Raw genomic sequence first — 22682 nt, 5'->3', positions numbered from 1 at the left:
ACGGAGTGGTTCGCCGCGCGAAATTGCCGTGGCGAGGTACCTGTCTTAGGTGGGGCCCCTCGAGAGACTGCTGAAGATTGCTTGCTCGCCCTAGCGGAACCCGGGTCCGGAGTACGCCTCGATCTCCTCGCCTGGGTGGTTATCAATTAGCGTGCCAGTGAGTTAACCGATTGTTTTCAAAGGAAATATCGCCATTGATGGATACTGGCAATGCAATGCCAGTGAAACAGCGGCGGGCTGTTGCGAGGAAAACTGTTCAGTTGCTGTGACAGCCATTGGCGAGCGTCGCGGACATGGGGCGAGAGGCCGCCGGAACGGGAGGTGGGCTGTTTATCCGGCGTAACAGGGGGGGCATTTGCTCAGAGAGCGGCGCCGAACCTAGCAGCGCATTTATTCGCGTTGGGGGAACCCGCGCAGGCGAGTGTCGCGAATAAATGCGCTCCTCCAGGGGCGCCAACCTATTCGGCGCAGTCGCCCCGGGACGCGCGGCACCGTCGCTCAGAGTTCGCTGGGGCGGGTCTGCCAGGCGTCCTGCGGCAGGCTGATGCCCTTGAGCTTGTCGCGGTATTCCTGGGTCACGTCGTGCGCTTCGTCGAGGGTGGAGACCACGCTGGGGGTGATCATCACCACCAGCTCGGTACGGCTCATGGACTTGCCCTGGCTGCCGAAAATCCAGCCGAGCACCGGCACGTTGCGCAGGTAGGGCAGGCCCTGGGCGTCGCGGCCGTTGTTCTCGCGGATCAGCCCGCCGAGTACCAGGGTCTCGCCGCTGAGCACGCTGACGTTGGTGTTGATGCGGCGCTGGGTGATGGTCGGCGAGTCGATGCCCGAGGTGGTGGTGGGCTTGACGTCGTTGACCTCCTGGGTGATCTCCAGGGCGATCATGCCGCCGGTATTGATCCGTGGCTTGACCTCCAGCAGCACGCCGGTGTCCTGGTACTGGATGGTGCTGGTGACCAGCGCCGAGGGGTCGCCGGGCTGGTTGACCACGCCGCTGGTGTTGGTGGTTTCCGACGTGCGGATCGGCACCTGGTCGCCGACGCGGATGGTCGCGGTGCGGTTGTCCTGCACCATCAGGGTCGGCGAGGAGATCACGTTGATCTTCGAGTCGGAGGCGAGGAAATCCAGCAGCACGCGCGCCTCGCCGGCGTCGACCAGGCTGATCGAACCGGTCGGTGCCGGGCTGGTCGGCGAGGTCAGCGGCAGCTGGCCGAGCACCCCGCGCAGGGTCTTGCCGCCAATCGAGCCCTTGAAATACCACTGCAGGCCGTAGCGCAACTCGTCCTCCAGGTTGACCTCGACTATGGTGGCCTCCACCAGCACCTGCAGCGGCAGCACGTCGAGCTTGCGGATCACCTGGAGCAGCTTGTCGTAGTCGGCCGGGGTAGCCAGCACCAGCAGGGCGTTGTTGTCCTCGTCGGCGATCACGCTGACCGCGCCGACGTCGAGGTTGCTGGCCTCCACGCCGAGGGCCGCCAGGCTGGGGTCGAGTGGCGGCGCCGCGGGTGTCTCGCCGTCTGCGGCCGGCGGCGGGGTACGTACCGGCAACGACAGGCCTTCGTCGTCCGGGCGACTCTGGCGCTGGCCCTCGAGCAGGGCGTTGAGCACCTCGGCCAGGCGCGGCGCCTTGCCGTTCTTCAACTGGTAGACGAACATGCTCGAGCCCTGCGCGCCCTCGGCGCGATCGAGGCGCTGGATCCAGGCATTGGCGTCCTCCAGGTACCTGGCCTGTGGGGTGATCACCATCAGTGCGTTGAGCCGCTCGATCGGCAGGAAGCGCACCATGCCGGCCAGCGGGCCGTTGGCGGTATCGCCGAAGATGGCGTCGAGCTCGCCGAGCAGCACCCGGGCGTCCACTTGCTGCATGCGGAACAGGCCCACCGACATGCCGCGCAGCTGGTCGACGTCGAACACCCGCACGGTATCGCGGATGTTGTTCAGCTCCTGCTGGGTGCCGGCCACCAGCAGCAGGTTGCGCGCCTCGTCCACCTGCAGCAGGCCCTTGGTCGGCTTGAGCGGTTCGAGGATCTTGTGCATCTCCGCCGCGGCGATATAGCGCAGCGGCACCACCAGCAACTGGTAGCCGCGCTGCCCCAGCGGCGTCTGGCGCGGGATCAGGGCGCCGGCGGGCGCGGCGTCCAGCGGCACCACCTCGTAGATGTCGTGGTTGCGCACCAGCACCGCGCCGTTGAGCTGCAGCATGGTCTCCAGGGTCGGCAGCAGGTCGTCGCGCTGCAACGGTCGGCTGGTCTGCAGGCTGACGGTGCCGGTGACGTTCTTGTCCAGCACGTAATTGACCTTGAGCAGTTCGCCGAGAATGATCTTGACCACCTCGGCGATCTCGATGTCCTGGAAGTTCAGGGTGATGTCGCCCTCGGCTTGCGGCGGCGACTCCAGCGCCGGGCGCAGGTCGATCAGGTTGCCGGAGCCGCGGTACAGCTCGCTGCTTGCCGCCGCGCGCGGCGCGCCGCCGGTACCGTCGGCGTCGAAACGCTCCTCCACCTCGGGCTTGACCGCCGGCGTACCGAGCCGGCTCTGGCGTTCCGGGCGCGGTGTCGCCTGTTCGGGCGGCGTCTTCGCCCAGGGCCGGTCGAAGGTGGCGCGGTCGCCGCCCGGTACCACCGTGCAGGCGCCCAATAGCAGGCAGGTGGCCAAGGACCAGGGGCCGAAGCGTGTCGCAGGATTCATCGCGTACTCCTTGTCACCCTTGCTCGGGGACGGGTTCGCCATTGCTGTCGGTGGCGGTGGGCGCCGCTTCGGCGGGCGCGGCGGGTGCCGCCCGTGGAGCTGCTGTCGCATCCGCTGCAGGAGGGGGGGCGTCGGACGAGCCGCCGGGCTCGCGCAGGAGCATCTGCACGGCGGTCTGGTTGCGCATCAGCAGCACGTGATCGCTGTCGATGCGCTCGAGCAACCATTCGTCCTCCAGGGCCATGCCCACTTCCAGCTCTTCGCGCTGATCGCCCTGGCGCTGCTTGAACAGCGCCAGCTGACGTTCGTCGCGCAGCACGATACCGGTCAGGCGCCAGGTCTCGCGCAGTTGCTTTTCGTCCAGGCTCTGCCCGGTCTCGGCGCTGAAACGCGCCGGGCGCCGGGTGTTGCTGAACAGTGGTCGCTCCAGCAGCTCGGCGAAGGACTCCAGCGGGCGCGGTTGTACCAGCGGCGCTGGCTGCGGTTCGTCGTCGGCCTGTGCCGCCAGCGTCGCCAGCAGCATGGCCAGGGCCAGCAGGGCGAGCCGCCTCATGGTTCGGCCCTCGCCATGTAGCCGACCACTTCGAAGGTCACGTCCAGCGCCGGCAGCACCTGGCGTTCGCTGGCGCGATAGATGCGCTGCATGTCCAGGCGCGGGTTGCTCAGCACCAGCAGATTGTCCACCAGCAGCAGCGGGCGGCTGTAGGCCAGGCCGTGGAGGATGCGTACCAGTTGTTCGGTCTCGCCGCGCATGTGCACCTTGAGCGCCACCGCCGGCATCGGCGCGGCGGGGTCTTCGCGGTTGAGTATCTGTGTGCTGATCACCTGGCCGCCGCTCTGCGCCACCAGCTGGCCAATGCGCTGCTGCAGGTCGGCGGCGGCCAGCGCCGGGCGGCTCTCGGGCAGGTACAGCTCCTGCGCCGGGTCGTTCTGCCGCAGCTGTTCCAGGCGCGCCTGCTGCTGCGGCAGGTTGGCCGCCACGCGGCGGTAGACGGCGAGCTGGTTCTCCAGGCTGGCGATGCTGTCGCCGTCGCTGCGCCAGCGTTCGGCCAGCGGCAGGAGCACGACCATCAGCAGCAGGCCGAGCACGGCGAACAGGATCAATAGCGCCAGCAGCTGACGCAGGCGCTGGTTGTTCATGGCCGCTCTCCGCTCGGCCGGCGTTCGGCGAGCAGGCTGAAGCGGTCGCGCTGGGTGCGCGGGTTGCTGGTGATGGGCGAGGCGAAGCTGACGTTATGCAGATGCTGCGAGCCTTCCAGCAGGCCGATCAGGCTGCTGGCCTCGGCCGACTCGCCCTCCAGGCGCACGCGCTCCTGGCTGACTTCGAAGCGGGTCAGCCAGGTGTGATCCGGCAGCAGCCGGGTCAGCTCCTCGAGCAGCTCGAGCATGGCGCTGGCGCGCACCTGCTGCTGGCTGAGGTAGTCGCGCCCGGCCTCGAGCTGCTGCAACTGCTGCTGCACCAGGGCGGCGCGCTCGGCCAGCGCCCTGGGTTGCGCCAGTTCCTGCTGCAGGCGTTCGGCGGCGTATTCGCGCTGCTGCAAGGGCAACAACAGCAGCGCCGCCAGGCCGAGCAGCAGCAGGCCCCAGAGCAGCATGCGGCGGTTGCCCCAGGCGCTATGTGCGCCCGGCGCGCCAGGTTGGCGCAGGTCGATCCAGAGCTCGGGCTGGTCGCCATTCGCCTCGCCGAGGGCAACCCGCGCCGGGTGCACCTCGAGCGCGGCCAGGCGCTGCAGCAACGGGTCCAGGTAGCTGCGCGGTACCAGCTGCAGCTCCACCAGCAGGCGCTGCTGGTCGGTCTCGCGCTTGAGCAGGCGGTAGCCGAAATAGACCTGCTCGCTGCTGAAGGGGGTATGGCGATCCATCTCGAAGCGCAGCACGTTGCCCAGGCTCGCCTCGGCGGCGGCGGGCAGGCCGACGATCTTGTGCAGGCCGCAGTCGGCGGGCAGGCGCAGCAGCACCTTGGCGGCCTTGCCGGCGCGGTGGCGCAACGGGGCGGCGAGCATCTCCGGCAGTTCGTCGTCGATGCCGAGCGGGGCGCTGGCAAGTACCTCGGTATTGCCGTAGCCGCCGAAGCGCAGGCGGCACTGGCTGCCGTCCAGCTCGATCAGCAGCAGCGCGCCGCGTTGGCCCAGGCGCTGCCGCCAGGTTTCCGGCACCAGGCCGAGCAGCTCGCCCAGCCACCAGTCCCAAAAGCGTCCCGCCTGGGCCTTGAGCGAGCCGGCACCAGCGTTGAGTCGGGTCAGTGGCGAGGAGAGATCCATGCGAGTGCCCTGTTGATCGCGCTGCGTTATTGCTCCGGCATGCTGTGCTGCACTCGGAACCCTGCGGCCAGGCCCTGGCCGCGGCGGGAAAGCCAGACTCGCTGGCGCGACAGCGATTGCGCGTTGGCCATCACTTCGATATCGACAGCATAGTTGAAACCCGCCGAGGTCAAGCTCAGCAAATTGGCGTCCACCTCGCCGAGCGGCGGCGGCGGCGCGCCCTCGGCATAGTTGCGCCGCCGCTCGGCGACGTACTGCTCGATGCGGTCCTCGCTGAGGCCGGGCAGCGCCCGCAACACCTGTGGTGGCGCCAGCAGCGGGTTGACCTCGGCCTTGTTGCTGAGCAGGGTGAGCGTCGGCGCCAGCCTGTCGTACAGCTCGTCGTTCATGCCCAGCACGCGACGCAATTCCGCCAGGCGTTCGAAGGGCCGGTTGCCCGGCCCCTTGAGGCCGAGCGCCAGATAGTCGTCGGCCTCGGCGCCCTTGGGCCGGCGCTCGTCGTCTTCGTCGCGCCAGTCCTGGATCGCCTCGCTCAGGGCCAGGGCTCGATCCTCCTCCACCTCGACGGCCAGCAGCAGGCCGAGGAGCAGCTCGGGGCCGGCCTCGTTGAGGTCGATCTTGCCCTGCTCGTCGAACAGGGCGATGCGGATCGTCATGCCGTCGAGTTCGAACTCGCGTTCGCTGCCGTCGGCCAGCCAGCCGGCGGTACCCGTCTGCAGCAGGCTCCAGATTGCCCAGTTGATTCCGGCGTCGGCGGCGTGGCGGGCGGCGGCGGCCTGCTTCAGGTTGGCGGTCAGCTGCAATTCGATGCGGCTGCTGGCCGAGACGTTGAGGCCGATCAGGGCGAGCAGCGCCAGCAGCCAGAGCACGCCGACCAGGGCCACGCCGGTGCAGGCGCGGGCGCCAGTCTCAGCGAGCCGGGAGGATGTCATGGCTGTTCTCCCACAGCGCCACGGTCAGCTCCGGCTGCCGCTGGCCGTCGCCGGCGATGCGCAGCAGCACCGGCATCTGCGCCTGTTCCAGCCATTCCTCCTGCCACTGCGGCTCGCCGTCGCGGCGGCGTTCCAGGTAGCTGAAGCGCAGCGGCGCGGGTAGGTCCTCGAGCAGCACCTCGCTGTCGCCGTCCAGGCTCAGGCTTTCCTCGAGCAGCGGCCAGTCCAGCACGGCGTTGTCGCGCCAGGGTCGGTAGCGCAGCAGCAGTTGCCAGCGCTGCGCCTCGGCGCCCAGTGGCTGGGTCTGCTCCTGTACCAGCTGCAGCCAGTAGCGTTCGCCGGGCTGGCCGAGGCCGGGCAGCTCGGCGCAGAAGATCAGGCTCTCGGGCTGGCCGCGGAAGGCCAGCTGCAGCAGCCCGTCGACATCGCGCAGGTGTTGTTCCTGCGGGCTTTCCAGCAGGCGCCGGAGCAGGCGCTGGGTCAGATAGTGGCGCTCGCTTTTCTGCAGCTGGCGATCGACCCCGTCCCAGCTCCGGATGGCCAGGTGCAGCCCGCCGTAGGCCAGCAGGCTGAGCAGCATGCTGAGGCCGATGGCCAGCAGCAGCTCCAGCAGGGTGAAGGCCTGCTGGCGATGGGCGTTCATCGCGGCTCCTCCACCAGGCGCAGGGTGCTCAGCGTCACCCGCTCGGCCGGGCTGCTCCCCCAGCTGACGCTGACCCGTACCAGACGCGGGGTGACCCGGTAGTCGATGCCGCCTTCCTGGTTGGCGAACTCGTAGTCGTCGATCTCGCTGCTCCAGCGGTACGGCGGCTGCAGGCTGCCGCTGTCGCTGCCACGGCTGTCCGCGCGCAGGCCGGCAAGGGTTTGCGCCAGGCGCGATTCGGCCAGCAGCAGGGCGATCTGGTGATGCTCGGCGCTGCGCAGGGCGTTGAAGCTGGCCGAGTAGATGCGCAGCAGGATGCCCAGGCTGACGGCCAGCACCAGGAAGGCCACCAGCACTTCCAGCAGGCTGAAGCCGCGGCTACGCCGCGCCAGGCCGTTCATTGCAGCTGCACCCGGCCGGTGAGCCAGTCCACCGCGATCTCGAACTGGCGCCCGCCGCTGGCGCCGAGGCGGATCAGCCCGCCCGAGGAGTAGCCCTGCGGATAGAAGATGATGGCGTCCTCGGGGTCGTCCGGCCCGCCGTGGCTGCCGGGTTCCAGCACCAGCTGCACGCTCGCGGGCAGGAGCATGGGCTTGTCGTGGTGGCTGAAGCTCAGGCTGTGGCTCTGCTCGTCGTGGCGCAGGTGTACCGGCTGCTGCGACAGGATCGCCTGGCTGCGCGCGTAACGCACCTGCGCCAGCAGCTCGCGGCTGTGCGTCTTCAGCTCGGCGCCAGGCAGCATGCGCTGCACCGCCGGCCCCACCAGGCCGACCGCCAGGCTGGCGATGACCAGCACCACCAGCAGCTCGAGCAGGGTGAAACCCCGCAGGGCGTTACTCCCAGCTGCGCACGTCGCGGTTCTCACCGTCGCCGCCCTCGCGTTTGTCCGCGCCCAGGCTCCACAGGTCGAACTCGCCGTTCTGCCCGGGAGCGCGGTACTGGTAGGGGTTGCCCCAGGGATCCATGCGGATCACGTTCTTCTTCAGGTAGGGGCCGTTCCAGTTCTCGACGTTGCGCGGCTTGCTGATCAGCGCCTCGAGGCCCTGCTCGGTGCTCGGGTAGCCGCCTAGTTCGAGGCGGTACAGGTCCAGCGCGGCGCTCAGCTCCTGGATCTGCAGCTGCGCGGCACGGGTCTTGGAACCGCCCAGCTGCTTGAACAGCTGGGGGCCGACCAGGCTCGCCATCAGGCCGAGGATCACCAGCACCACGAGGATTTCCAGCAGGGTGAAGCCGGCCGGGCGGCGGCGATGTGCGTGGTTCATGTCTGTCTCCCAGTCATAGGGGTATTTCCGTGATGCTCATGATCGCCACCAGCACCGAGAGGATGATGCCGGCGATCATCAGGCCGAGGCCGACGATCAGCAGTGGCTCGAGCACCGCCACCAGGCGCTGCATGGCCACCTCCACCTCGTGGTCGTAGGTGTCGGCGACCTTCAGCAGCATTTCGTCGAGGCGCCCGGTCTCCTCGCCGACCTGGATCATCTGCATCGCCAGGGCCGGGAACAGGCCGGTGGCGAGCAGTGGTGCGGCCAGTTGGCGGCCCTGCTTGAGGTTCTCCGCGGCGAGGCCGACCTGCTCCACCATCAGCAGGTTGCCGAGGGTCTGGCGGGCGATGCCGAGCGCCTGCAGCAGCGGCACGCCGCCCTTGAGCAGGGTGCCCAGGCTGCGGGTGAAGCGCGCCGTCTCGATGCGCTGGCGCAGCCCGCCGAGCAGCGGCAGGCGCAGCATCAGGGCGTCCCAGCGCTGGCGGAAGTCGGCCTGGCGCAGCGCCCGGCGCAGCAGCCAGAGCCCGCCGAGCAGCGCCAGCAGCAGCCAGGGACCCTGCTGGCGCAGGGTTTCGGCGATGGCGATGACCACCGAGGTGGACAGCGGCAGGCTGGCGCCCATGTCGTCGAACAGCTGGCGGAACTGCGGGATCACGTAGGTGAGGATGATCAGCAGCGAGGCCACCGACACCAGCAGCAGGATCAGCGGGTAGATCAGCGCCGATACCAGCTTGTCGCGCAGGGTCTTGCTGCGCTCCAGGTAATAGGCCAGGTTGCCCAGGCCGTCGGCCAGGTCGCCGGCCACCTCGGCGGCTTGCACCATGCTGATATAGAAGCTGGAGAACAGCTCGGGACGCTCGCCGAGCACCCGCGACAGGCTGGCGCCGCGGCGCACCCCCTCCTGGATCGGCTCGATCAGGCGCCGCAGGCGCACGTCGTCGCTGACCCGCAGCATGATCTCCAGGGCGCGATCCAGCGGCACCCCGGCATGCAGCAGCGAGGCCAGGTGCTGGGTGAAGGCCAGCACCTGGCGCGGGCTCTGGCCGCGCTGCAGCACCTCGCGGATGTCCAGCTGCAGCAGGCCCTGCCAGCTGCGCCCGGTGCTGATCTCCAGGGGAATCAGGCCGCGGGCGTGCAACTGCGCCAGCACCGCCTGTTCGTCGGGCGCCTCCAGCTGGCCCTGCTGGGTCTCGCCGCCGTCGCTCACCGCGCGGAAATGGTAGAGCGTCATCTCAGCCCTCCTGGGTCACGCGGATCACTTCTTCGAGGGTGGTCATGCCGTCCAGGGCCTTGAGGCAGCCGTCCTCGTACATGGTCAGCATGCCCTCCTCGCGCGCCGCGGCCATCAGTCGGCCGGCGTCGGCGTGCTGCAGCACCAGGCGGCGGATGGCGTCGCTGAGCACCAGCATCTCGATGATGGCGATGCGGCCGTGGTAGCCGCTGCCGTTGCAGGCCTTGCAGCCCTTGGCGTGGTACAGGGTCACCGGGCGCTCGCCGGCGAAGCGCGCCAGCTGGGTCTCGCGGACCATCTCCGCCAGTGGCGTGTAGGGCTCGCGGCAGGCGCGGCACAGCTGGCGCACCAGGCGCTGGGCGAGCACGCCGTTGAGCGTACTGGTCAGCAGGTAGTCCTCCACGCCCATCTCCAGCAGGCGGGTGATGCTGCTCGGCGCGTCGTTGGTGTGCAGGGTGGAGAGTACCAGGTGGCCGGTCAGCGCCGACTGGATGCAGATGCGCGCGGTTTCCAGGTCGCGCATCTCGCCGACCATGATCACGTCCGGGTCCTGGCGCACGATCGAGCGCAGGGCGCTGGCGAAGGTCAGGCCGATGCTCGGCTTGACCTGGATCTGGTTGACCCCCTCGAGCTGGTACTCCACCGGGTCTTCCACGGTGATCAGCTTGCTGGCGCTGGTGTTGAGGCTGTTCAGCGCGGTGTACAGCGTGGTGGTCTTGCCGCTGCCGGTGGGGCCGGTGACCAGCAGTACGCCGTGGGGGATGCGCAGCACCGCCTGCAGCCGGGTCAGCGGCTGCTCGCCGAAGCCCAGGGCGGCGAAGTCGAGCACCACGCTCTCGCGGTTGAGCAGGCGCATCACCACGCTCTCGCCGTGCATGGTCGGCACCGTGGAGACGCGGATGTCGAGGTCGCTGCCCTGCACCCGCATCTCGATCCGGCCGTCCTGCGGCAGGCGCCGTTCGGCGATGTTCAGCCGGGCCATCAGCTTGACCCGCGAGATCACCGCCGGCGACAGCTGCACCGGCGGTGCCTCGGTCTCCTGCAGCAGACCGTCGATGCGGTAGCGCACCTTGAGCCGGCTCTCGAAGGGTTCGATGTGGATGTCCGAGGCGCGCAGCTCCACCGCGCGCTGGATGATCAGGTTGACCAGGCGGATCACCGGCGCCTCGCTGGCGCGGTCGCGCAACTGCTCGACCTCGGCGGCTTCGTCCGGCTCGCTGGGCGCGACCCGGGCGAGGATGTCGCCCATCTGGCTCTGGCCCTGGCCGTGCATGCGCTCGATCGCCGCGTCGATCTCCGAGCCGAGCGCCACCAACGGGCGGATGCGGCAGCCGCTGGCCAGGCGCAACGCCTCCACGGCGAAGCGGTCCTGCGGGTCGGCCATGGCCACCTGCAGTTCGCCGTCGCTCAGCTCCAGCGGCAGCGCGCGGCACTCCTTGAGGAAGCGATAGGACAGCCGTTCGGCCAGCAGCGGCGCATCGGGAAAGGCTTCGGCGCCGATCAGCGGCAACTCGAGCAGCCGTGCCAGCTGGGCGGCGATGTCGCGTTCGGCGACCAGCCCCAGGCGGCTCAACAGGCTGGCCAGCGAGCCGCTGTCGGGCTGCGCCGCCTGCATCCGCACCACGCGCTTGTAGTCGGCCTCGGACAGGCAGCCGGCGGCGACCAGGGCCTCGCCCAGGTCGGGCGCGGCAGAGACCGGCGAGGCAGATTCGGCGGCGAGCATCGGGGGTGTCCCGGCGGCCTCAGCGACGGCGCACCTTCCCTGTGCCGCTGCAGGCCGCGTCAATCCGGTTCACGGGGGAAAGCATGCTTGAGCATAGACGCTGGCAGGCGGTTGGGTGTTGCGCCGTTGCACTGGTGTAACGACCGTGCGTCACTCGCTGCGCAGGGCGTCAACCGGATTGAGCGCCGCCGCCCGGCGCGCCGGGGCGAGGCCGGCGGCCAGGCCGACCAGCGCCGAAAGCGCCAGCGCCAGCAGCAGGAACAGCGGCTGCGGCGCCAGCGGCAGACCGGGCAGGGCCAGGTGCAAAAGCAGCAGCAACAGGCCCATCAGCAGCAGGCCGAACAGCCCGCCGGCCAGCGACAGCAGCGCCGCCTCGGCGAGAAACAGGCCGAGCACCTGCCGACTGCGCGCGCCGAGGGCGCGCAGCAGGCCGATCTCGGCGGTGCGCTCGGCCACCGTGGTGGTCATGATGGTGAGGATGCCCACCGCGCCCACCAGCAGGGAGATGCCGCCGAGCGCGCCGATGGCGAGGGTCAGGGTGCCGAGGATGCGATCGAGGCTGGCCAGCATGTCGTCCTGGGTGGTCAGGCTGAAGTCCTCGCCGCCGTGGCGCTCGATCAGCAGGGTGCGGATGCGCTCGGCCAGCTGCGCCGAGCCGATGCCGGCGTTGAAGGTCAGGTTGATCTCCATCAGGCCGTCGCGATTGAACAGGCTCTGCGCCCAGTCCACCGGGATATAGACGATGTCGTCGAGGTCGAAGCCGAGCAGCTGGCCCTTCTCCTCCATCACCCCGATCACCCGGAAGCGCATGCCGCCGACGCGGATCGGCTGGCCCAGCGGATTGGCCTCGCCGAACAGCTCGCGGCGCAGCTTGTGGCCGAGCACCGCGTAAGGTGGCGAGCGGCCGTCGCGGGCGGCAGGGAGGAACTGACCGAGGGCCAGGCGGAAGCGCCAGGCCTCGGCCAGCTGATGGCCGCCGCCGATGATGTCGCTGCGCCGGCTGAGCACGCCGTGCTGGATGTCGCCGTTGCCCTGCAGCAGCGGCACCACCGCCTCGACGTGGGGCAGGCGGCGCAGCGCCTCGGCATCGTCCAGCGACAGCGGCCGCACGCTGCTGAGGATGCCGCCGATGCCGCCGGTCTGGGTCTTGCCCGGGTGGACGGCGATGATCCGCGTGCCGAATTGCGAGAAGTTGTCCAGCACGTACAGGCGCAGGCCCTCGCCGATGGCGGTGAGCAGCGCCACCGCGGCGATGCCGATGGCCACCCCGAGCAGGGTCAGCACGCTGCGCAGCGGGCGGCTGGTCAGTGCCGTGGCGGTCAGGTGCAGGCCGTCCTGCCAGCGCATCATGATCGCGCCCTGCGAATGCTCACGTCCGCCCCCCCGGCGGCCGCAGCGCCACCAGTGGCTGCAGGCGCGCCGCCTGGCCGGCCGGCAGCCAGGCGAACAGCAGCGCCGCCAGCAGCGCCAGGGCCAGCGAGCCGGCGCGTGCCCAGGCCGGGGTCTGCAGCGGAATGTCCCACAACTGGCGGCCCAGCCACAGCAGCGCCTCGCTGGCCAGCAGCCCGGCCAGGCCGCCGGCAACCGCCAGCAGCGCCGCCTCGCCGACGAACAGCAGGCGCACCTGCCGCGGCTTGGCACCGAGGGCCTTGAGCAGGCCGATCTCGGCGGTGCGTTGGTGCACGGCGATCCAGGTCACGTTCATGATCAGGATGCCGGCCACCAGCAGGCTGATCGCGGCGATTCCGGCCAGCGCCAGGGCCAGGGCGCCGAGGATGCCGTCGAAGGCGGCGAGCATCGAGTCCTGGCTGATCAGGGTGACGTCCTCCTTGCCCTCGTGGCGCTCCTTGAGCAACGCGAGGATCTGCCGCTTGCCGCCGTCCTGGAACTGCGGCCCGCGCAGTTCGGCGAACACGCGGAACAGCCCCTCGCGGTTGAACAGCACCTGGGCGCTGGCCACCGGGATGATCAGCATCTCGCCGAGGTCCATGCCGAGGGATTCGCCGCGCTCGGCCAGCACGCCGACCACGCGAAAGCGCCGGTCGCCGGCGCGCAGCCATTCGCCCAGCGCCGGGCGGTTGCCGAACAGCTCGCGCCGGAGCTTGGCGCCAATCACGCAGACCGCCTCGGCCTGGTCCAGGGCCAGCGCCGGCAACGGCCGGCCCTGGGCCACGGAGAGCTGGCGGATGGCGAAGAACTCCAGGCTGGTGCCGAGGGTGAAGGCCTCGCGCGTGCGGTTGCCGACGCTGACCTCCAGCTGCCCGGCCTGCAGCGGCGCCACCCGGCGCACCGCTGGCAGGCGGCCGATGGCCTCGGCGTCGGCCAGGGTCAGGTCGCGCGGCGCCAGGCCGGTGATCGGCGGCATGCCGCCGGTGGTCTCCTTGCGTCCGGGCAGGACGATCAGGGTGTTGCGCCCGAGCATGGAGAACTCGCCGATGACGAACAGTCGCGCGCCCTCGGCCAGGCCGGTGAGCAGGTTGACCGCGACCACGCCGATGGCCATCGCCAGCAGCAGCATCAGGCTGCGCGAGCGATGCCCGCGCAAGGCGCCGAGGATCAACCCGAGGCCGTCAGCCGCACGCACGGGCCGGCTCCTGGCGGGTATCGGCGACGATGCGCCCGTCGAGCATCTCCAGGCGGCGCGCGGCGCGGGCACCGAGGGTGGCGTCGTGGGTCACCACCAGCAGGGTCAGGCCCTCGCCGTTGAGCTCCTCGAGCAGCGCCACCACCTCGGCGCCGGAGTGGCTGTCGAGGTTGCCGGTGGGCTCGTCGGCCAGCAGCAGCGCCGGCTGCATCACCATGGCGCGGGCGATGGCGACGCGCTGGCGCTGGCCGCCGGACAGCTCGGCCGGGCGGTGCTTGACCCGGTCGCCGAGGTTCAGCCGCTCCACCAGCCGTGCACTGCGGCGCTGGCGTTCGGCCGGCTCGATACCGGCCAGCAGCATCGGCAGCTCGATATTCTCCAGGGCGGTCAGACGCGGGATCAGGTGGTAGGACTGGAACACGAAGCCGATCTGCCGGCTGCGCAGCTCGGCGCGGCGCTCCTCGTCCAGCGCCGCGGTGGCCTCGCCGTTCAGCCAGTACTCGCCGGCATCCGGCGCATCGAGCAGGCCGAGGACATTGAGCAGGGTGGACTTGCCCGAGCCGGACGGGCCCATCACCGCCAGGTAGTCGCCGGCGGCCACGTCCAGGTCGACCCGGTCCAGGCCCATTACCCGCGCGTCGCCGAGGGTGAAGCAGCGGCTGATGCCGCGCAGGCGGATCATGGTTCGGCGTCCGTCTGCACGCGCACCGCGACGCCATCCTCCAGGCCCTCCTGCTCCAGGCTGGCGAGGATCCGCTCGCCTTCCTCGAGACCGCCCAGCACCTCGGTCCAGCGCCAGTTGGCCAACCCGGTGCGCAGGCGCACCTCGCGCAGCACGCCGGCCGCCGGATCGTGGCGCAGCACCCGGCGCCCCTCCAGCAGCGCCTCGGTGGGAATGCGCAGGCTGTCGTCGTGCCGTTCGACGAGGATCTCCACGTCGGCGCTGTAGCCGGTGAGCAGGGCCAGTTCGGCCGGCACCGGATCGAAGCGGACCTCGACGTCGACGGTACGCGCCTGGCGCTCGAGGTCGCGGACGAAGGGGGCGATGCGGCTGACGCGGCCGGCGAAGTGCTCGCCGCGGAAGGCGTCCAGGCCGATGCGCACCGGCATGCCGGGGCGCACGCGGGCGGCGTCGACCTCGTCGATCGGCGCCTCGACGTAGAGGCAGCTGTCGTCGATCAGATCCACCGCCGGTGGTGTCGGGATGCCCGGCGGCGAGGGGGTGACGAACTCGCCGACCTCGCCGTTGATCTGCGCCACGATGCCGGCGAAGGGCGCACGCAGGGTGGCCTGGTCGAGCAGCGCGCGCTGCAGCGCCAGGTTCGCCTCGGCCTCGCGGATGGCTACCGCCGCGCTGCTGCAGGCCAGCGCCGACAGGCGCGCGCGGGTCTCGCTCTGGTCCAGGCGATCGGCGGCCACCAGCTGGCGGTCGCGCAGCCGGCTCAGGCGCTCATGGTCGCGGCGTTCCAGCTCGGCCTGCAGGCAGCGCTGCTCGCGCTGCTGGCGCAGCCCGGCCAGGCGTGCCTCGACCTCGGCGACCCGCGCCTGGCGGTCGTCCTGGCGCAGGCGCATGAGCACCTGGCCGGCGTCCACCCGCTGACCTTCCTCCACCAGGCGCTCGGTCACCTGGGCGCCCAGGTTGAACGACAGCTGGGTGCGCCGGCAGGCCTTGAGCGTGCCGGCGCGGGTGTTGGCCACCAGGGTCTCCACCGCACCTCGTTCCACCGTCACCAGGCGCACCGCCAGCGGCTGCGGCCGGCTCCACCACCAGGCCGCCGCCAGCGCCGCCGCCAGCAGCGGTATGGCTATCCATCCTTTACCCATCCGCGCACTCCTCGGCTCGTCAACCAGCCTAGGTCAGCCGCGGGCGGTCAACAATGCTTCAGGTCAGGCCGGGTGCCAGTATCTGGCCTTTGCCAGGCCCCGGGTTCACACTGATTCGGCAATAGACAGAAGGAATGCCGTCATGAGTGCAGTCAAACAGAGCCCGCTGGTGGAGCGGGTGGAACTCGATCAACTGACCTGCTGGCGCGTGCGCACGGCGCACGCCGAGTTGCTGGTGGCCCAGCAGGGCGCGCAGATCCTCAGTTACCAGCCCGACGGCCAGCCGCCGCTGATCTGGCTCAGCGAGCAGGCCGCCTATGAGCGCGGCCAGAGCGTGCGCGGCGGGGTACCGGTGTGCTGGCCCTGGTTCGGCGACCTGCGCTGCAACCCGCCCGCCGTGCAGGCCGCCTATCAGCCCGGGCTGGCGCCCAGTCACGGCCTGGTGCGTGGCCTCGACTGGCAGCTGCTGGGGATCGACGAGGACGGCGATGCGGTGACCCTGCGCTTCGTCTTCGACAGCCGCCAGCACCTGCTGCCCGGCTGGCCGCATGCCGCCCGCCTGCAGCTGGACATCCGCCTCGGCGAGGACCTCGCGCTGAATCTCGAGACGCATAACCAGGGCGACGAGCCGTTGGTCATCAGCCAGGCGCTGCACAGCTACTTCGCCGTCAGTGACGTGCGCCAGGTCGGCGTCGACGGGCTGGACGGCTGCCGCTACCTCGACACCCTCGACGACTGGCGCGAGCACCGCCAGGACGGCGCCCTGCAGTTCGTCGGCGAGACCGACCGCATCTACCTCGGCACCCCGGCGCGGCTGAGCATCGTCGATCCGGGCTGGGGCCGGCGCATCCACCTGGACAGCAGCGGCTCGCGCTCGGCGGTGCTGTGGAACCCCTGGATCGACAAGGCCAAGCGCCTGTCGCAGTTCGCCGCCGAGGCCTGGCAGGGCATGCTGTGCATCGAGACGGCCAACGTCATGGAGGACGTGGTGCGCCTGGCCGCCGACGAACGGCACGCTCTGCGGCTGCGCCTGTCCAGCGAGGCCCTGGCCGGCTGAGCCATTGCCAGGTCGGGCGAGTGGTTGCGCCCGGCCTGGCGCAACGGCGTCTGGCGAACAGTGGCCAACGTCACAAAAAGCAGTATTAAAGTGCCATTAACTGTGATGCGCCACTAATTTGCCAGTAAGACATTTCTTACAAGTCTGAAACAACTTTTCCTACAGTCGAAACACCGATAACAACTTGCTCCGAAGGCGCGACAAATTAGCCGAGCTGACGTTCCAGTAATAATTTGTAAGATGTCGCCGAATGTTAGGCATTTCACACTTCGGGCGGTTGCCCACCTGCTGGCATAGGGCTAGGATGCCCGTCCCATAAGGATCTTGCGCAAGTTGTTGCACAAACAACTGCGCAAAAAGTTGCGCACTGCGGTGTTTTGGCAAAGGCCGGATGGCCATTTGCACGGCCGTGGAAGTTGCCCACTTAATTATTTGAGTCATGGAATGACCTACTCCAGCAAGCTCACTGCGCATTATCTCAATCTGGCCAAAACCCCTATTAATGAAGGGAACTTCGCCGGCGAAGATGTGCGTTATTCCAGCGAATACGAAATGCTGGAAACCGAGCTGGGCAAGGCCGCTTCCCTGCACGAAACCGGCGCCATCGACTGGCAGAAGGTGCGCGAGGGCAGCGAGCACCTGCTGTCCACCCAGTCCAAGGATCTGCGCGCCGCCACCTGGCTGACCTGGGGCCTCTATCAGCGCGAATCCTTCGCCGGCCTGCAGGCCGGTCTGAGCCTGTTGCACTACCTCTGCGAGCAGCACTGGAGCGAACTGCACCCGCGCAAACCGCGCACCCGCGCCGCCGCCCTCAACTGGCTGCTGCCGCGCCTGGAGCAGGCACTGGCCGAGCACGTGCCGATCGGCGAGCAACTGCCGCTGTTTCGCAAGGTGGCCGAGCATCTGCGCGGCCTGGAGACCAGCCTCGCGGCTCAGCTGGGCGAGGACGCGCCGCTGCTGCTGCCGCTGTGCCGGCGCCTGGACGAGCAGATCAACCGCGCCAGCCAGGGCCAGGCCGAGCCGGGCGCAGTCGGCGCCGCCATCGCCCAGGTCAAGCAGGTCGCCACCCAGATCATCACCGGCAGCGGCCCCATCGAGAACGAGAAGGACGCGCACAAGGCCCTGCGCAGCCAGCAGGACGCCGCCCGCCCGCTGTGCGCCTGGTGGCTGAAGAACAAGGCCACCGACCTCAAGCCGCTGCGCCTGGCGCGCACCCTGCTGTGGCTGCCCATCGAGTCGCTGCCCGAGCGCAACGCCGAACAGATCACCGCCCTGCGCGGCCTGCCGGCCGACAAGCTGGTCTCGTACCAGGAGCGCTTCGCCCAGGGCGCCTACGCCGACCTGCTCGCCGATCTGGAAGCCAGCATCGCCCGCGCGCCGTTCTGGCTCGATGGCCAGCGCCTGGTCTGGGAATGCCTGCAGGAGCTCAAGGCCGAGCAGGCCATGCGCGAGGTGGAAATCCAGCTCGCCCTGTTCCTGCAGCGCGTGCCCGGCCTCGACGAACTGCGTTTCCACGACGGCGTGCCCTTCGCTGACGGCGAGACCCGCGCTTGGATCGGCGCTTACGTGCTGCCCCATCTGCAGGCCCCGGAAACCGAGAAGAAGCCCGCGACCAGCGAACCGGGCGCCACGCCGCCCTGGGAAGAGGCGCTGCAGCAGGTGCTGCCGCAGCTGCGCAAGGACGGCCTGAAGGCCGCGGTGCAGCAGCTCAAGCAGGGCCTCAATCGGGCGCGCGGCGGCCGCGAGCGCTTCTTCTGGCAACTGACCCTGGCCCGCCTGTGCTTCGCCGCGAAGAAGTACGACCTGGCCAAGACCCAACTCGAATCGCTCGACCAGACGCTGCAAGCCTCCGGTCTCGGCGAGTGGGAACCCGATCTCGCCCTGGATGTGCTGCGTTTGCTGCACAACTGCTGCGAGCTCCTGCCGCAGAACCATGCAGTGCGCGACAGCAAGGACGAGATCTATCGCAGGTTGTGCCACCTCGACCTCGAGGTGGTGCTGGAGTAAGGCGCCAACACGCCCAATCAAGGCCTCCGGGCCATCAACGCAAAGGAGAACACCCATGGCCAAAGAAGGCTCGGTAGCCCCCAAGGAACGCATCAACGTCACTTTCAAACCCGCCACCGGCGGTGCCCAGGAAGAAATCGAACTGCCCCTGAAACTCATGGTGCTCGGCGATTTCACCCAGCGTGCCGACGATCGCAAGATCGAAGACCGCAAGCCCATCAGCATCGACAAGAACAGCTTCGACGAAGTGCTGGCCAAGCAGGAACTGAACCTGACCTTCGCCGTACCGAATCGTCTGCAGGACGAGCAGGAAGGCGACGAGCTGGCCGTACAGCTGAAGATCAACTCCATGAAGGACTTCAACCCGGCCAACCTGGTCGACCAGGTGCCGGAACTGAAGAAACTGATGGAACTGCGCGACGCTCTGGTCGCCCTGAAGGGACCGCTGGGCAACGCCCCGGCCTTCCGCAAAGCCATCGAGAGCGTGCTCTCTGACGACGACTCGCGCGACCGCGTGCTCGGCGAACTGGGCCTGGCCGCCCAAGACAAACTGGATTCCTGATTCTCACTGACAAGGACGCATATTCATGAGCACGACTAGCGCAGCCGTAGAAAGCAGCCACAGCGCCGCCGAACTCGGCATTCTCGACCGCATCATCGCCGAGACCAAACTGACCCCCGATGACGAGGCCTACGACATCGCCAAGCGCGGCGTCTCGGCCTTCATCGAAGAGCTGCTCAAGCCGCAGAACGAAAACGAGCCGGTGAAGAAGGCCATGGTCGACCGCATGATCGCGGAGATCGACGCCAAGCTCAGCCGGCAGATGGACGAGATCCTCCATCACCCGGACTTCCAGGCCCTGGAATCCTCCTGGCGCGGCCTCAAGCTACTGGTGGACCGCACCAACTTCCGCGAGAACATCAAGCTGGAGATCCTCAACGCCTCCAAGCAGGACCTGCTCGATGACTTCGAGGACAGCCCGGAAATCGTGCAGTCCGGTCTGTACAAGCACATCTACACCGCCGAGTACGGCCAGTTCGGTGGCCAGCCGGTCGGCGCCCTGATCGCCAACTACTTCTTCGATCCGAGCGCCCCGGACGTCAAGACCCTGCAGTACGTCGCCTCGGTGGCCTGCATGTCCCACGCCCCCTTCATCGCCGCCGCCGGCCCGAAATTCTTCGGCCTGGAGACCTTCACCGGCCTGCCGGATCTGAAGGACCTCAAGGACCACTTCGAAGGCCCGCAATTCACCAAGTGGCAGAGCTTCCGCGAGCAGGAAGATGCCCGCTACGTCGGCCTCACCGTACCGCGCTTCCTGCTGCGCAACCCGTACGATCCGGAAGACAACCCGGTGAAGACCTTCGTCTACAAGGAAAACGTGGCCAACAGCCACGAGCACTACCTGTGGGGCAACACCGCCTACGCTTTCGCCAGTCGTCTGACCGACAGCTTCGCCAAGTTCCGCTGGTGCCCGAACATCATCGGCCCGCAGAGCGGTGGCGCGGTCGAAGACCTGCCACTGCACCACTTCGAGAGCATGGGCGAGATCGAGACCAAGATCCCCACTGAAGTGCTGGTGTCCGACCGCCGCGAATACGAGCTGGCCGAGGAAGGCTTCATCGCCCTGACCATGCGCAAGGGCAGCGACAACGCCGCGTTCTTCTCCGCCAACTCGGCGCAGAAGCCGAAGTTCTTCGGCATCAGCGAAGAAGGCAAGAACGCCGAACTGAACTACAAGCTGGGCACCCAGCTGCCGTACATGTTCATCGTCAACCGCCTGGCTCACTACCTGAAAGTGCTGCAGCGCGAGCAGATCGGTGCCTGGAAAGAGCGTACCGACCTCGAGCTGGAACTGAACAAGTGGATTCGCCAGTACGTCGCCGACCAGGAGAACCCCAGCTCCGAAGTGCGTAGCCGCCGTCCGCTGCGTGCCGCCCAGGTCATCGTCAGCGATGTCGAAGGCGAGCCGGGCTGGTACCGCGTCAGCCTGAACGTGCGCCCGCACTTCAAGTACATGGGTGCCGACTTCACCTTGTCGCTGGTCGGCAAGCTGGACAAGGAGTAAGCACGCATGGCCTACGGCAGCCTGTTCGAGCGCCTCGGTGGCGAGGTCGGCCAACGTGCCGGCTGGAGCCGCGAGGTCGCCGCCATGGCCTCGGTGGCTGCCCATCTGGCCAAGATGCTCAGCACCCGTGCGGGCAGCGTGCAGACGCTGCCCGACTACGGGTTGCCCGATTTGAACGATATGCGCCTGTCGCTGCACGACTCGCTGCAGCAGGCGCGTATCGCCATCGAACGCTTTATCGAAGCGTACGAACCCCGTCTGACCCAGGTGCGCGTGATTTCCCTGCCGCGCACCCACGATCCGCTGCGCCAGGCCTTCGCCATCGACGCGCTGCTGGAGATGGACGGCGTCAGGCGTCAGGTCAGTTTCTCCGCGAGCCTGGACGGCAGCGGTCAGGTCAAGGTCAACCCAGGAGCCTCACATGTCCGGTAAACCCGCAGCCCGCCTCGGCGATCCCACCGCCTGCCCGATTCCCGGCCACGGCACCAACCCGATCGCCGCCGGCTCGCCCGACGTGCTGTTCGACAGCCTGCCCGCCGCCCGCATGGGCGACGCCTCCGCCTGTGGCGGCGCCATGGCCGGCGCGGTGATTCCCACCGTGCTGATCAACGGCAAGCCGGCGGCGGTGGTGGGCTCGGTGGGCAGCCACGGCAATGTGGTGGTGGGTGGGTCGGGCACTGTGTTGATCGGTACGAGTGGGGGTGGGGCGGCGTTTACTGCTCCTCTGCCATTGCTCATGAAGGGATTCGATATCTGTGTTCAGTTGCTGGACCAGGCAAGCGGTGCGCCGATGAAAAACATGGCTTACACCGCCACCTTGGAGGACGGCAGCCAAGTGCACGGCACGACGGACGCAAATGGTTTAACGCGGCCCTTGGGCAACAAGGACATACCGCAATCGGTTGCCCTCTCCGTAAAGCCGAACTGGATATTGCGAGGCGAATGAGATGACTGAAGCAGCGATTCCACTCGGCACGGTAAAAACGACCCCGGCTCAGGATCAAAGCCCTGCCCAGCTATACCTTGTTGGTACAGAGGATTTTCTAATTCCGCTAGTCTTTCCCGACTATCTAATCCAAGTAATAGATAACACCGAAGTTAATGTTTTTGGTCGAAAGATTCTAATCCCTGCTCAAAAACTACCTCAGCTTGGGCATGCCGGAGTGCTCCTTGTAAATGGAAAAACCGGCCTGACAAAATACTACGAATATGGACGTTACCCAGGCCCCGGCCCGGCAGGCCGTACGCGTTCCGGGCAAATACCCGACGTTGCATTGAAGGGGGGAATGGTCGTCGAATCTTCGCTGAAAAAAACGTTGCGTGTCATTTCTAGTAAATACGGGCAAAGCGGACGTATCTCAGGTGTTGTCTTAAGGGGCATAGTATTTGAACAGGCGATCGCTTGGCTAAAGGCAAAAGAAGCAGAGAATAACGATCCAAAGCGCAAGGAATATGATTTGGGTAATCACAACTGTATGACATTCGTTGCCGACCTAGTCGAGCATGTTGGCTTGGAAAGTCCGTTTCGTATGCGTGTGGTTATGCCTAAAGCCTATATGGCGCAGTTCCAGTTAAGCGAGGTCGATATCGATTACGACTACGCCAATGATGTACTGGAGATTTCCGAGTGAAAATCATCAAGTGGGCGGCCCTCATATTAATCGCACTGATATTGACCGTAGGTGTGGTGATCTACTCATTTTTAGTACCTGTGGACGAAGTGCCCCCCATATTACAGAACCATCCCAACGCTCATTGGAGTGGAGCTCAGGATGGTGGGGTTTTTTTTGAAATAACCCAAGCTAAGCCGCCTCGGTATTTCGTGGAAATACGTCATGAGAATGGCGATATCTGGGTCAAAGGTTGGGTTTCCGAGCAAGGCCAACAGCTCAGAAACAGTGACTTCTGGGGCTACGACGGCGGAACTGTGGTCTATTTGAGAAATGAAAAACAGCTTCAGTTAGAGAATGATGATGGTACTCCAATTGACATGGAGTAAGGCAGCAAAGATGAGTCGACAGCGAAGCATGGCATTTATATGCCACGCAATCGTATGTCTGCTTTTCCCACTAGCCAGCAGCCTTGGTTTCCATCTCTATACCGCTCTCTTTGGCTCTCCGTTTTCGAGGGAAGTGGCTATAGGTTTGGCGGTGGAGCTAATTTTCGCGGCCTTTGTTTTGGCCAATGCTCTGATAGCCATGACCATCAGAATAAAAGTAAAGATCGCCCTGGCCAGTGCGTTGGTAATAGCAAGCCTCTTCTATTTGCTACCTCAACATCCGTTACGCGCACTGTTCTTCGCTGGCGTGTCAGGTGTCCTAAGTTTGACAGCCATCTATGTCACGAAGCGGCTCGCTCCTGAGCCGACACATTTCGACAGCCACCGAATCAAGGATTGATC

At 67.4% G+C, this 22682-nt stretch carries 24 protein-coding genes; 9 read left to right on the top strand and 15 right to left on the bottom strand.

The annotated features are described in order from the left end of the window. Positions 1 to 498 precede the first annotated feature (498 nt). The 15 genes from gspD to EA796_RS17535 all read right to left on the bottom strand — a co-directional run bounded on the left by gspD (position 499) and on the right by EA796_RS17535 (position 15151). The gene (gspD, locus tag EA796_RS17605; protein ID WP_122109547.1) at positions 499 to 2688 is read right to left on the bottom strand and encodes a type II secretion system secretin GspD; all 2190 of its coding nucleotides are present in this window, start codon (positions 2686 to 2688) and stop codon (positions 499 to 501) included. A 13-nt stretch (positions 2689 to 2701) separates the two neighbouring features. Further along, the gene (locus EA796_RS17600) at positions 2702 to 3241 is read right to left on the bottom strand and encodes a hypothetical protein (RefSeq protein WP_122109546.1); all 540 of its coding nucleotides are present in this window, start codon (positions 3239 to 3241) and stop codon (positions 2702 to 2704) included. Further along, on the bottom strand, positions 3238 to 3828 hold the full coding sequence (gspM, locus tag EA796_RS17595; RefSeq protein ID WP_021444381.1) for a type II secretion system protein GspM: 591 nt from the start codon (positions 3826 to 3828) through the stop codon (positions 3238 to 3240). Before gspM ends, EA796_RS17600 begins: the two co-directional genes overlap by 4 nt. Continuing rightward, positions 3825 to 4949, bottom strand: coding sequence for a PilN domain-containing protein (locus EA796_RS17590; RefSeq protein ID WP_021444380.1), 1125 nt, complete (start codon positions 4947 to 4949; stop codon positions 3825 to 3827). The genes gspM and EA796_RS17590 overlap by 4 nt, the downstream gene beginning before the upstream one ends. A 26-nt stretch (positions 4950 to 4975) precedes the next feature. After that, positions 4976 to 5881, bottom strand: coding sequence for a general secretion pathway protein GspK (locus EA796_RS17585; protein ID WP_122109545.1), 906 nt, complete (start codon positions 5879 to 5881; stop codon positions 4976 to 4978). Continuing rightward, entirely contained in the window at positions 5859 to 6524 is a 666-nt protein-coding gene (locus tag EA796_RS17580) for a prepilin-type N-terminal cleavage/methylation domain-containing protein (protein ID WP_021444378.1), read from the bottom strand. Before EA796_RS17580 ends, EA796_RS17585 begins: the two co-directional genes overlap by 23 nt. Then, entirely contained in the window at positions 6521 to 6925 is a 405-nt protein-coding gene (locus EA796_RS17575) for a prepilin-type N-terminal cleavage/methylation domain-containing protein (protein WP_122109544.1), read from the bottom strand. The genes EA796_RS17580 and EA796_RS17575 overlap by 4 nt, the downstream gene beginning before the upstream one ends. Continuing rightward, positions 6922 to 7389: a GspH/FimT family pseudopilin gene (locus EA796_RS17570; RefSeq protein WP_122109543.1), complete on the bottom strand. Its 468-nt coding sequence runs from the start codon at positions 7387 to 7389 to the stop codon at positions 6922 to 6924. The genes EA796_RS17575 and EA796_RS17570 overlap by 4 nt, the downstream gene beginning before the upstream one ends. Continuing rightward, on the bottom strand, positions 7358 to 7786 hold the full coding sequence (gspG, locus tag EA796_RS17565) for a type II secretion system major pseudopilin GspG (RefSeq protein WP_021444375.1): 429 nt from the start codon (positions 7784 to 7786) through the stop codon (positions 7358 to 7360). The genes EA796_RS17570 and gspG overlap by 32 nt, the downstream gene beginning before the upstream one ends. A gap of 13 nt (positions 7787 to 7799) precedes the next feature. After that, entirely contained in the window at positions 7800 to 9020 is a 1221-nt protein-coding gene (locus EA796_RS17560) for a type II secretion system F family protein (RefSeq protein WP_021444374.1), read from the bottom strand. A 1-nt stretch (position 9021) separates the two neighbouring features. Then, complete coding sequence (gspE, locus tag EA796_RS17555) at positions 9022 to 10743, bottom strand: type II secretion system ATPase GspE (RefSeq protein WP_122109542.1); 1722 nt, start codon at positions 10741 to 10743, stop codon at positions 9022 to 9024. 150 nt (positions 10744 to 10893) lie between these two features. Beyond that, positions 10894 to 12090 (bottom strand): ABC transporter permease, encoded by a 1197-nt coding sequence (locus EA796_RS17550; RefSeq protein WP_122109615.1) that lies wholly within the window; start codon positions 12088 to 12090, stop codon positions 10894 to 10896. Between the two features lie 22 nt (positions 12091 to 12112). Continuing rightward, on the bottom strand, positions 12113 to 13327 hold the full coding sequence (locus EA796_RS17545) for an ABC transporter permease (RefSeq protein WP_122109541.1): 1215 nt from the start codon (positions 13325 to 13327) through the stop codon (positions 12113 to 12115). Then, positions 13314 to 14009: an ABC transporter ATP-binding protein gene (locus tag EA796_RS17540; RefSeq protein ID WP_021445643.1), complete on the bottom strand. Its 696-nt coding sequence runs from the start codon at positions 14007 to 14009 to the stop codon at positions 13314 to 13316. The genes EA796_RS17545 and EA796_RS17540 overlap by 14 nt, the downstream gene beginning before the upstream one ends. After that, positions 14006 to 15151, bottom strand: a complete 1146-nt coding sequence (locus tag EA796_RS17535) for an efflux RND transporter periplasmic adaptor subunit (protein WP_122109540.1) — start codon at positions 15149 to 15151, stop codon at positions 14006 to 14008. The genes EA796_RS17540 and EA796_RS17535 overlap by 4 nt, the downstream gene beginning before the upstream one ends. Positions 15152 to 15293: 142 nt before the next feature. Here EA796_RS17535 and EA796_RS17530 point away from each other — a divergent pair, with 142 nt between their 5' ends. From EA796_RS17530 to EA796_RS17500, 9 genes are all read left to right on the top strand, one after another. Beyond that, the gene (locus EA796_RS17530; protein ID WP_122109539.1) at positions 15294 to 16208 is read left to right on the top strand and encodes a D-hexose-6-phosphate mutarotase; all 915 of its coding nucleotides are present in this window, start codon (positions 15294 to 15296) and stop codon (positions 16206 to 16208) included. A gap of 444 nt (positions 16209 to 16652) precedes the next feature. Further along, entirely contained in the window at positions 16653 to 18215 is a 1563-nt protein-coding gene (gene tssA / locus EA796_RS17525) for a type VI secretion system protein TssA (RefSeq protein WP_122109538.1), read from the top strand. 55 nt (positions 18216 to 18270) lie between these two features. Beyond that, complete coding sequence (gene tssB, locus EA796_RS17520; protein ID WP_122109537.1) at positions 18271 to 18777, top strand: type VI secretion system contractile sheath small subunit; 507 nt, start codon at positions 18271 to 18273, stop codon at positions 18775 to 18777. A 25-nt stretch (positions 18778 to 18802) separates the two neighbouring features. Next, positions 18803 to 20281: a type VI secretion system contractile sheath large subunit gene (gene tssC, locus EA796_RS17515; RefSeq protein WP_122109536.1), complete on the top strand. Its 1479-nt coding sequence runs from the start codon at positions 18803 to 18805 to the stop codon at positions 20279 to 20281. A 6-nt stretch (positions 20282 to 20287) separates the two neighbouring features. Then, a complete protein-coding gene (gene tssE / locus EA796_RS17510; RefSeq protein ID WP_122109535.1) occupies positions 20288 to 20713 on the top strand; it encodes a type VI secretion system baseplate subunit TssE in 426 nt (141 codons plus the stop codon). Next, complete coding sequence (locus EA796_RS17505) at positions 20703 to 21227, top strand: PAAR domain-containing protein (RefSeq protein ID WP_122109534.1); 525 nt, start codon at positions 20703 to 20705, stop codon at positions 21225 to 21227. Before tssE ends, EA796_RS17505 begins: the two co-directional genes overlap by 11 nt. A 1-nt stretch (position 21228) precedes the next feature. Beyond that, a complete protein-coding gene (locus EA796_RS23125; protein ID WP_147459058.1) occupies positions 21229 to 21912 on the top strand; it encodes a DUF6695 family protein in 684 nt (227 codons plus the stop codon). Further along, positions 21909 to 22280: a hypothetical protein gene (locus EA796_RS23120; protein WP_147459057.1), complete on the top strand. Its 372-nt coding sequence runs from the start codon at positions 21909 to 21911 to the stop codon at positions 22278 to 22280. The genes EA796_RS23125 and EA796_RS23120 overlap by 4 nt, the downstream gene beginning before the upstream one ends. 10 nt (positions 22281 to 22290) lie before the next feature. Continuing rightward, positions 22291 to 22680 carry a hypothetical protein gene (locus EA796_RS17500; RefSeq protein ID WP_147459056.1) on the top strand — a complete coding sequence of 130 codons (390 nt, stop codon included), beginning with the start codon at positions 22291 to 22293 and terminating at the stop codon, positions 22678 to 22680. The last annotated feature ends 2 nt before the right edge of the window (positions 22681 to 22682 follow it).

Origin of the sequence: Pseudomonas sp. AOB-7, from assembly GCF_003696305.1 — a bacterium.
Lineage (GTDB): Bacteria > Pseudomonadota > Gammaproteobacteria > Pseudomonadales > Pseudomonadaceae > Aquipseudomonas.
The sequence above is the reverse complement of the archived record's forward strand: the minus strand, read 5'-3'. Positions and strand labels throughout refer to the sequence as shown.

Excerpts from the sequence above, each read along its gene's own strand:
- gspD (WP_122109547.1), bottom strand. The coding sequence starts at position 2,688 with ATGAATCCTGCGACACGCTTCGGCCCCTGGTCCTTGGCCACCTGCCTG.
- EA796_RS17600 (WP_122109546.1), bottom strand. The coding sequence starts at position 3,241 with ATGAGGCGGCTCGCCCTGCTGGCCCTGGCCATGCTGCTGGCGACGCTG.
- gspM (WP_021444381.1), bottom strand. The coding sequence starts at position 3,828 with ATGAACAACCAGCGCCTGCGTCAGCTGCTGGCGCTATTGATCCTGTTC.
- EA796_RS17590 (WP_021444380.1), bottom strand. The coding sequence starts at position 4,949 with ATGGATCTCTCCTCGCCACTGACCCGACTCAACGCTGGTGCCGGCTCG.
- EA796_RS17585 (WP_122109545.1), bottom strand. The coding sequence starts at position 5,881 with ATGACATCCTCCCGGCTCGCTGAGACTGGCGCCCGCGCCTGCACCGGC.
- EA796_RS17580 (WP_021444378.1), bottom strand. The coding sequence starts at position 6,524 with ATGAACGCCCATCGCCAGCAGGCCTTCACCCTGCTGGAGCTGCTGCTG.
- EA796_RS17575 (WP_122109544.1), bottom strand. The coding sequence starts at position 6,925 with ATGAACGGCCTGGCGCGGCGTAGCCGCGGCTTCAGCCTGCTGGAAGTG.
- gspG (WP_021444375.1), bottom strand. The coding sequence starts at position 7,786 with ATGAACCACGCACATCGCCGCCGCCCGGCCGGCTTCACCCTGCTGGAA.
- EA796_RS17560 (WP_021444374.1), bottom strand. The coding sequence starts at position 9,020 with ATGACGCTCTACCATTTCCGCGCGGTGAGCGACGGCGGCGAGACCCAG.
- gspE (WP_122109542.1), bottom strand. The coding sequence starts at position 10,743 with ATGCTCGCCGCCGAATCTGCCTCGCCGGTCTCTGCCGCGCCCGACCTG.
- EA796_RS17550 (WP_122109615.1), bottom strand. The coding sequence starts at position 12,090 with ATGCGCTGGCAGGACGGCCTGCACCTGACCGCCACGGCACTGACCAGC.
- EA796_RS17540 (WP_021445643.1), bottom strand. The coding sequence starts at position 14,009 with ATGATCCGCCTGCGCGGCATCAGCCGCTGCTTCACCCTCGGCGACGCG.
- EA796_RS17535 (WP_122109540.1), bottom strand. The coding sequence starts at position 15,151 with ATGGGTAAAGGATGGATAGCCATACCGCTGCTGGCGGCGGCGCTGGCG.
- EA796_RS17530 (WP_122109539.1), top strand. The coding sequence starts at position 15,294 with ATGAGTGCAGTCAAACAGAGCCCGCTGGTGGAGCGGGTGGAACTCGAT.
- tssA (WP_122109538.1), top strand. The coding sequence starts at position 16,653 with ATGACCTACTCCAGCAAGCTCACTGCGCATTATCTCAATCTGGCCAAA.
- tssB (WP_122109537.1), top strand. The coding sequence starts at position 18,271 with ATGGCCAAAGAAGGCTCGGTAGCCCCCAAGGAACGCATCAACGTCACT.
- tssC (WP_122109536.1), top strand. The coding sequence starts at position 18,803 with ATGAGCACGACTAGCGCAGCCGTAGAAAGCAGCCACAGCGCCGCCGAA.
- tssE (WP_122109535.1), top strand. The coding sequence starts at position 20,288 with ATGGCCTACGGCAGCCTGTTCGAGCGCCTCGGTGGCGAGGTCGGCCAA.
- EA796_RS17505 (WP_122109534.1), top strand. The coding sequence starts at position 20,703 with ATGTCCGGTAAACCCGCAGCCCGCCTCGGCGATCCCACCGCCTGCCCG.
- EA796_RS23125 (WP_147459058.1), top strand. The coding sequence starts at position 21,229 with ATGACTGAAGCAGCGATTCCACTCGGCACGGTAAAAACGACCCCGGCT.
- EA796_RS17500 (WP_147459056.1), top strand. The coding sequence starts at position 22,291 with ATGAGTCGACAGCGAAGCATGGCATTTATATGCCACGCAATCGTATGT.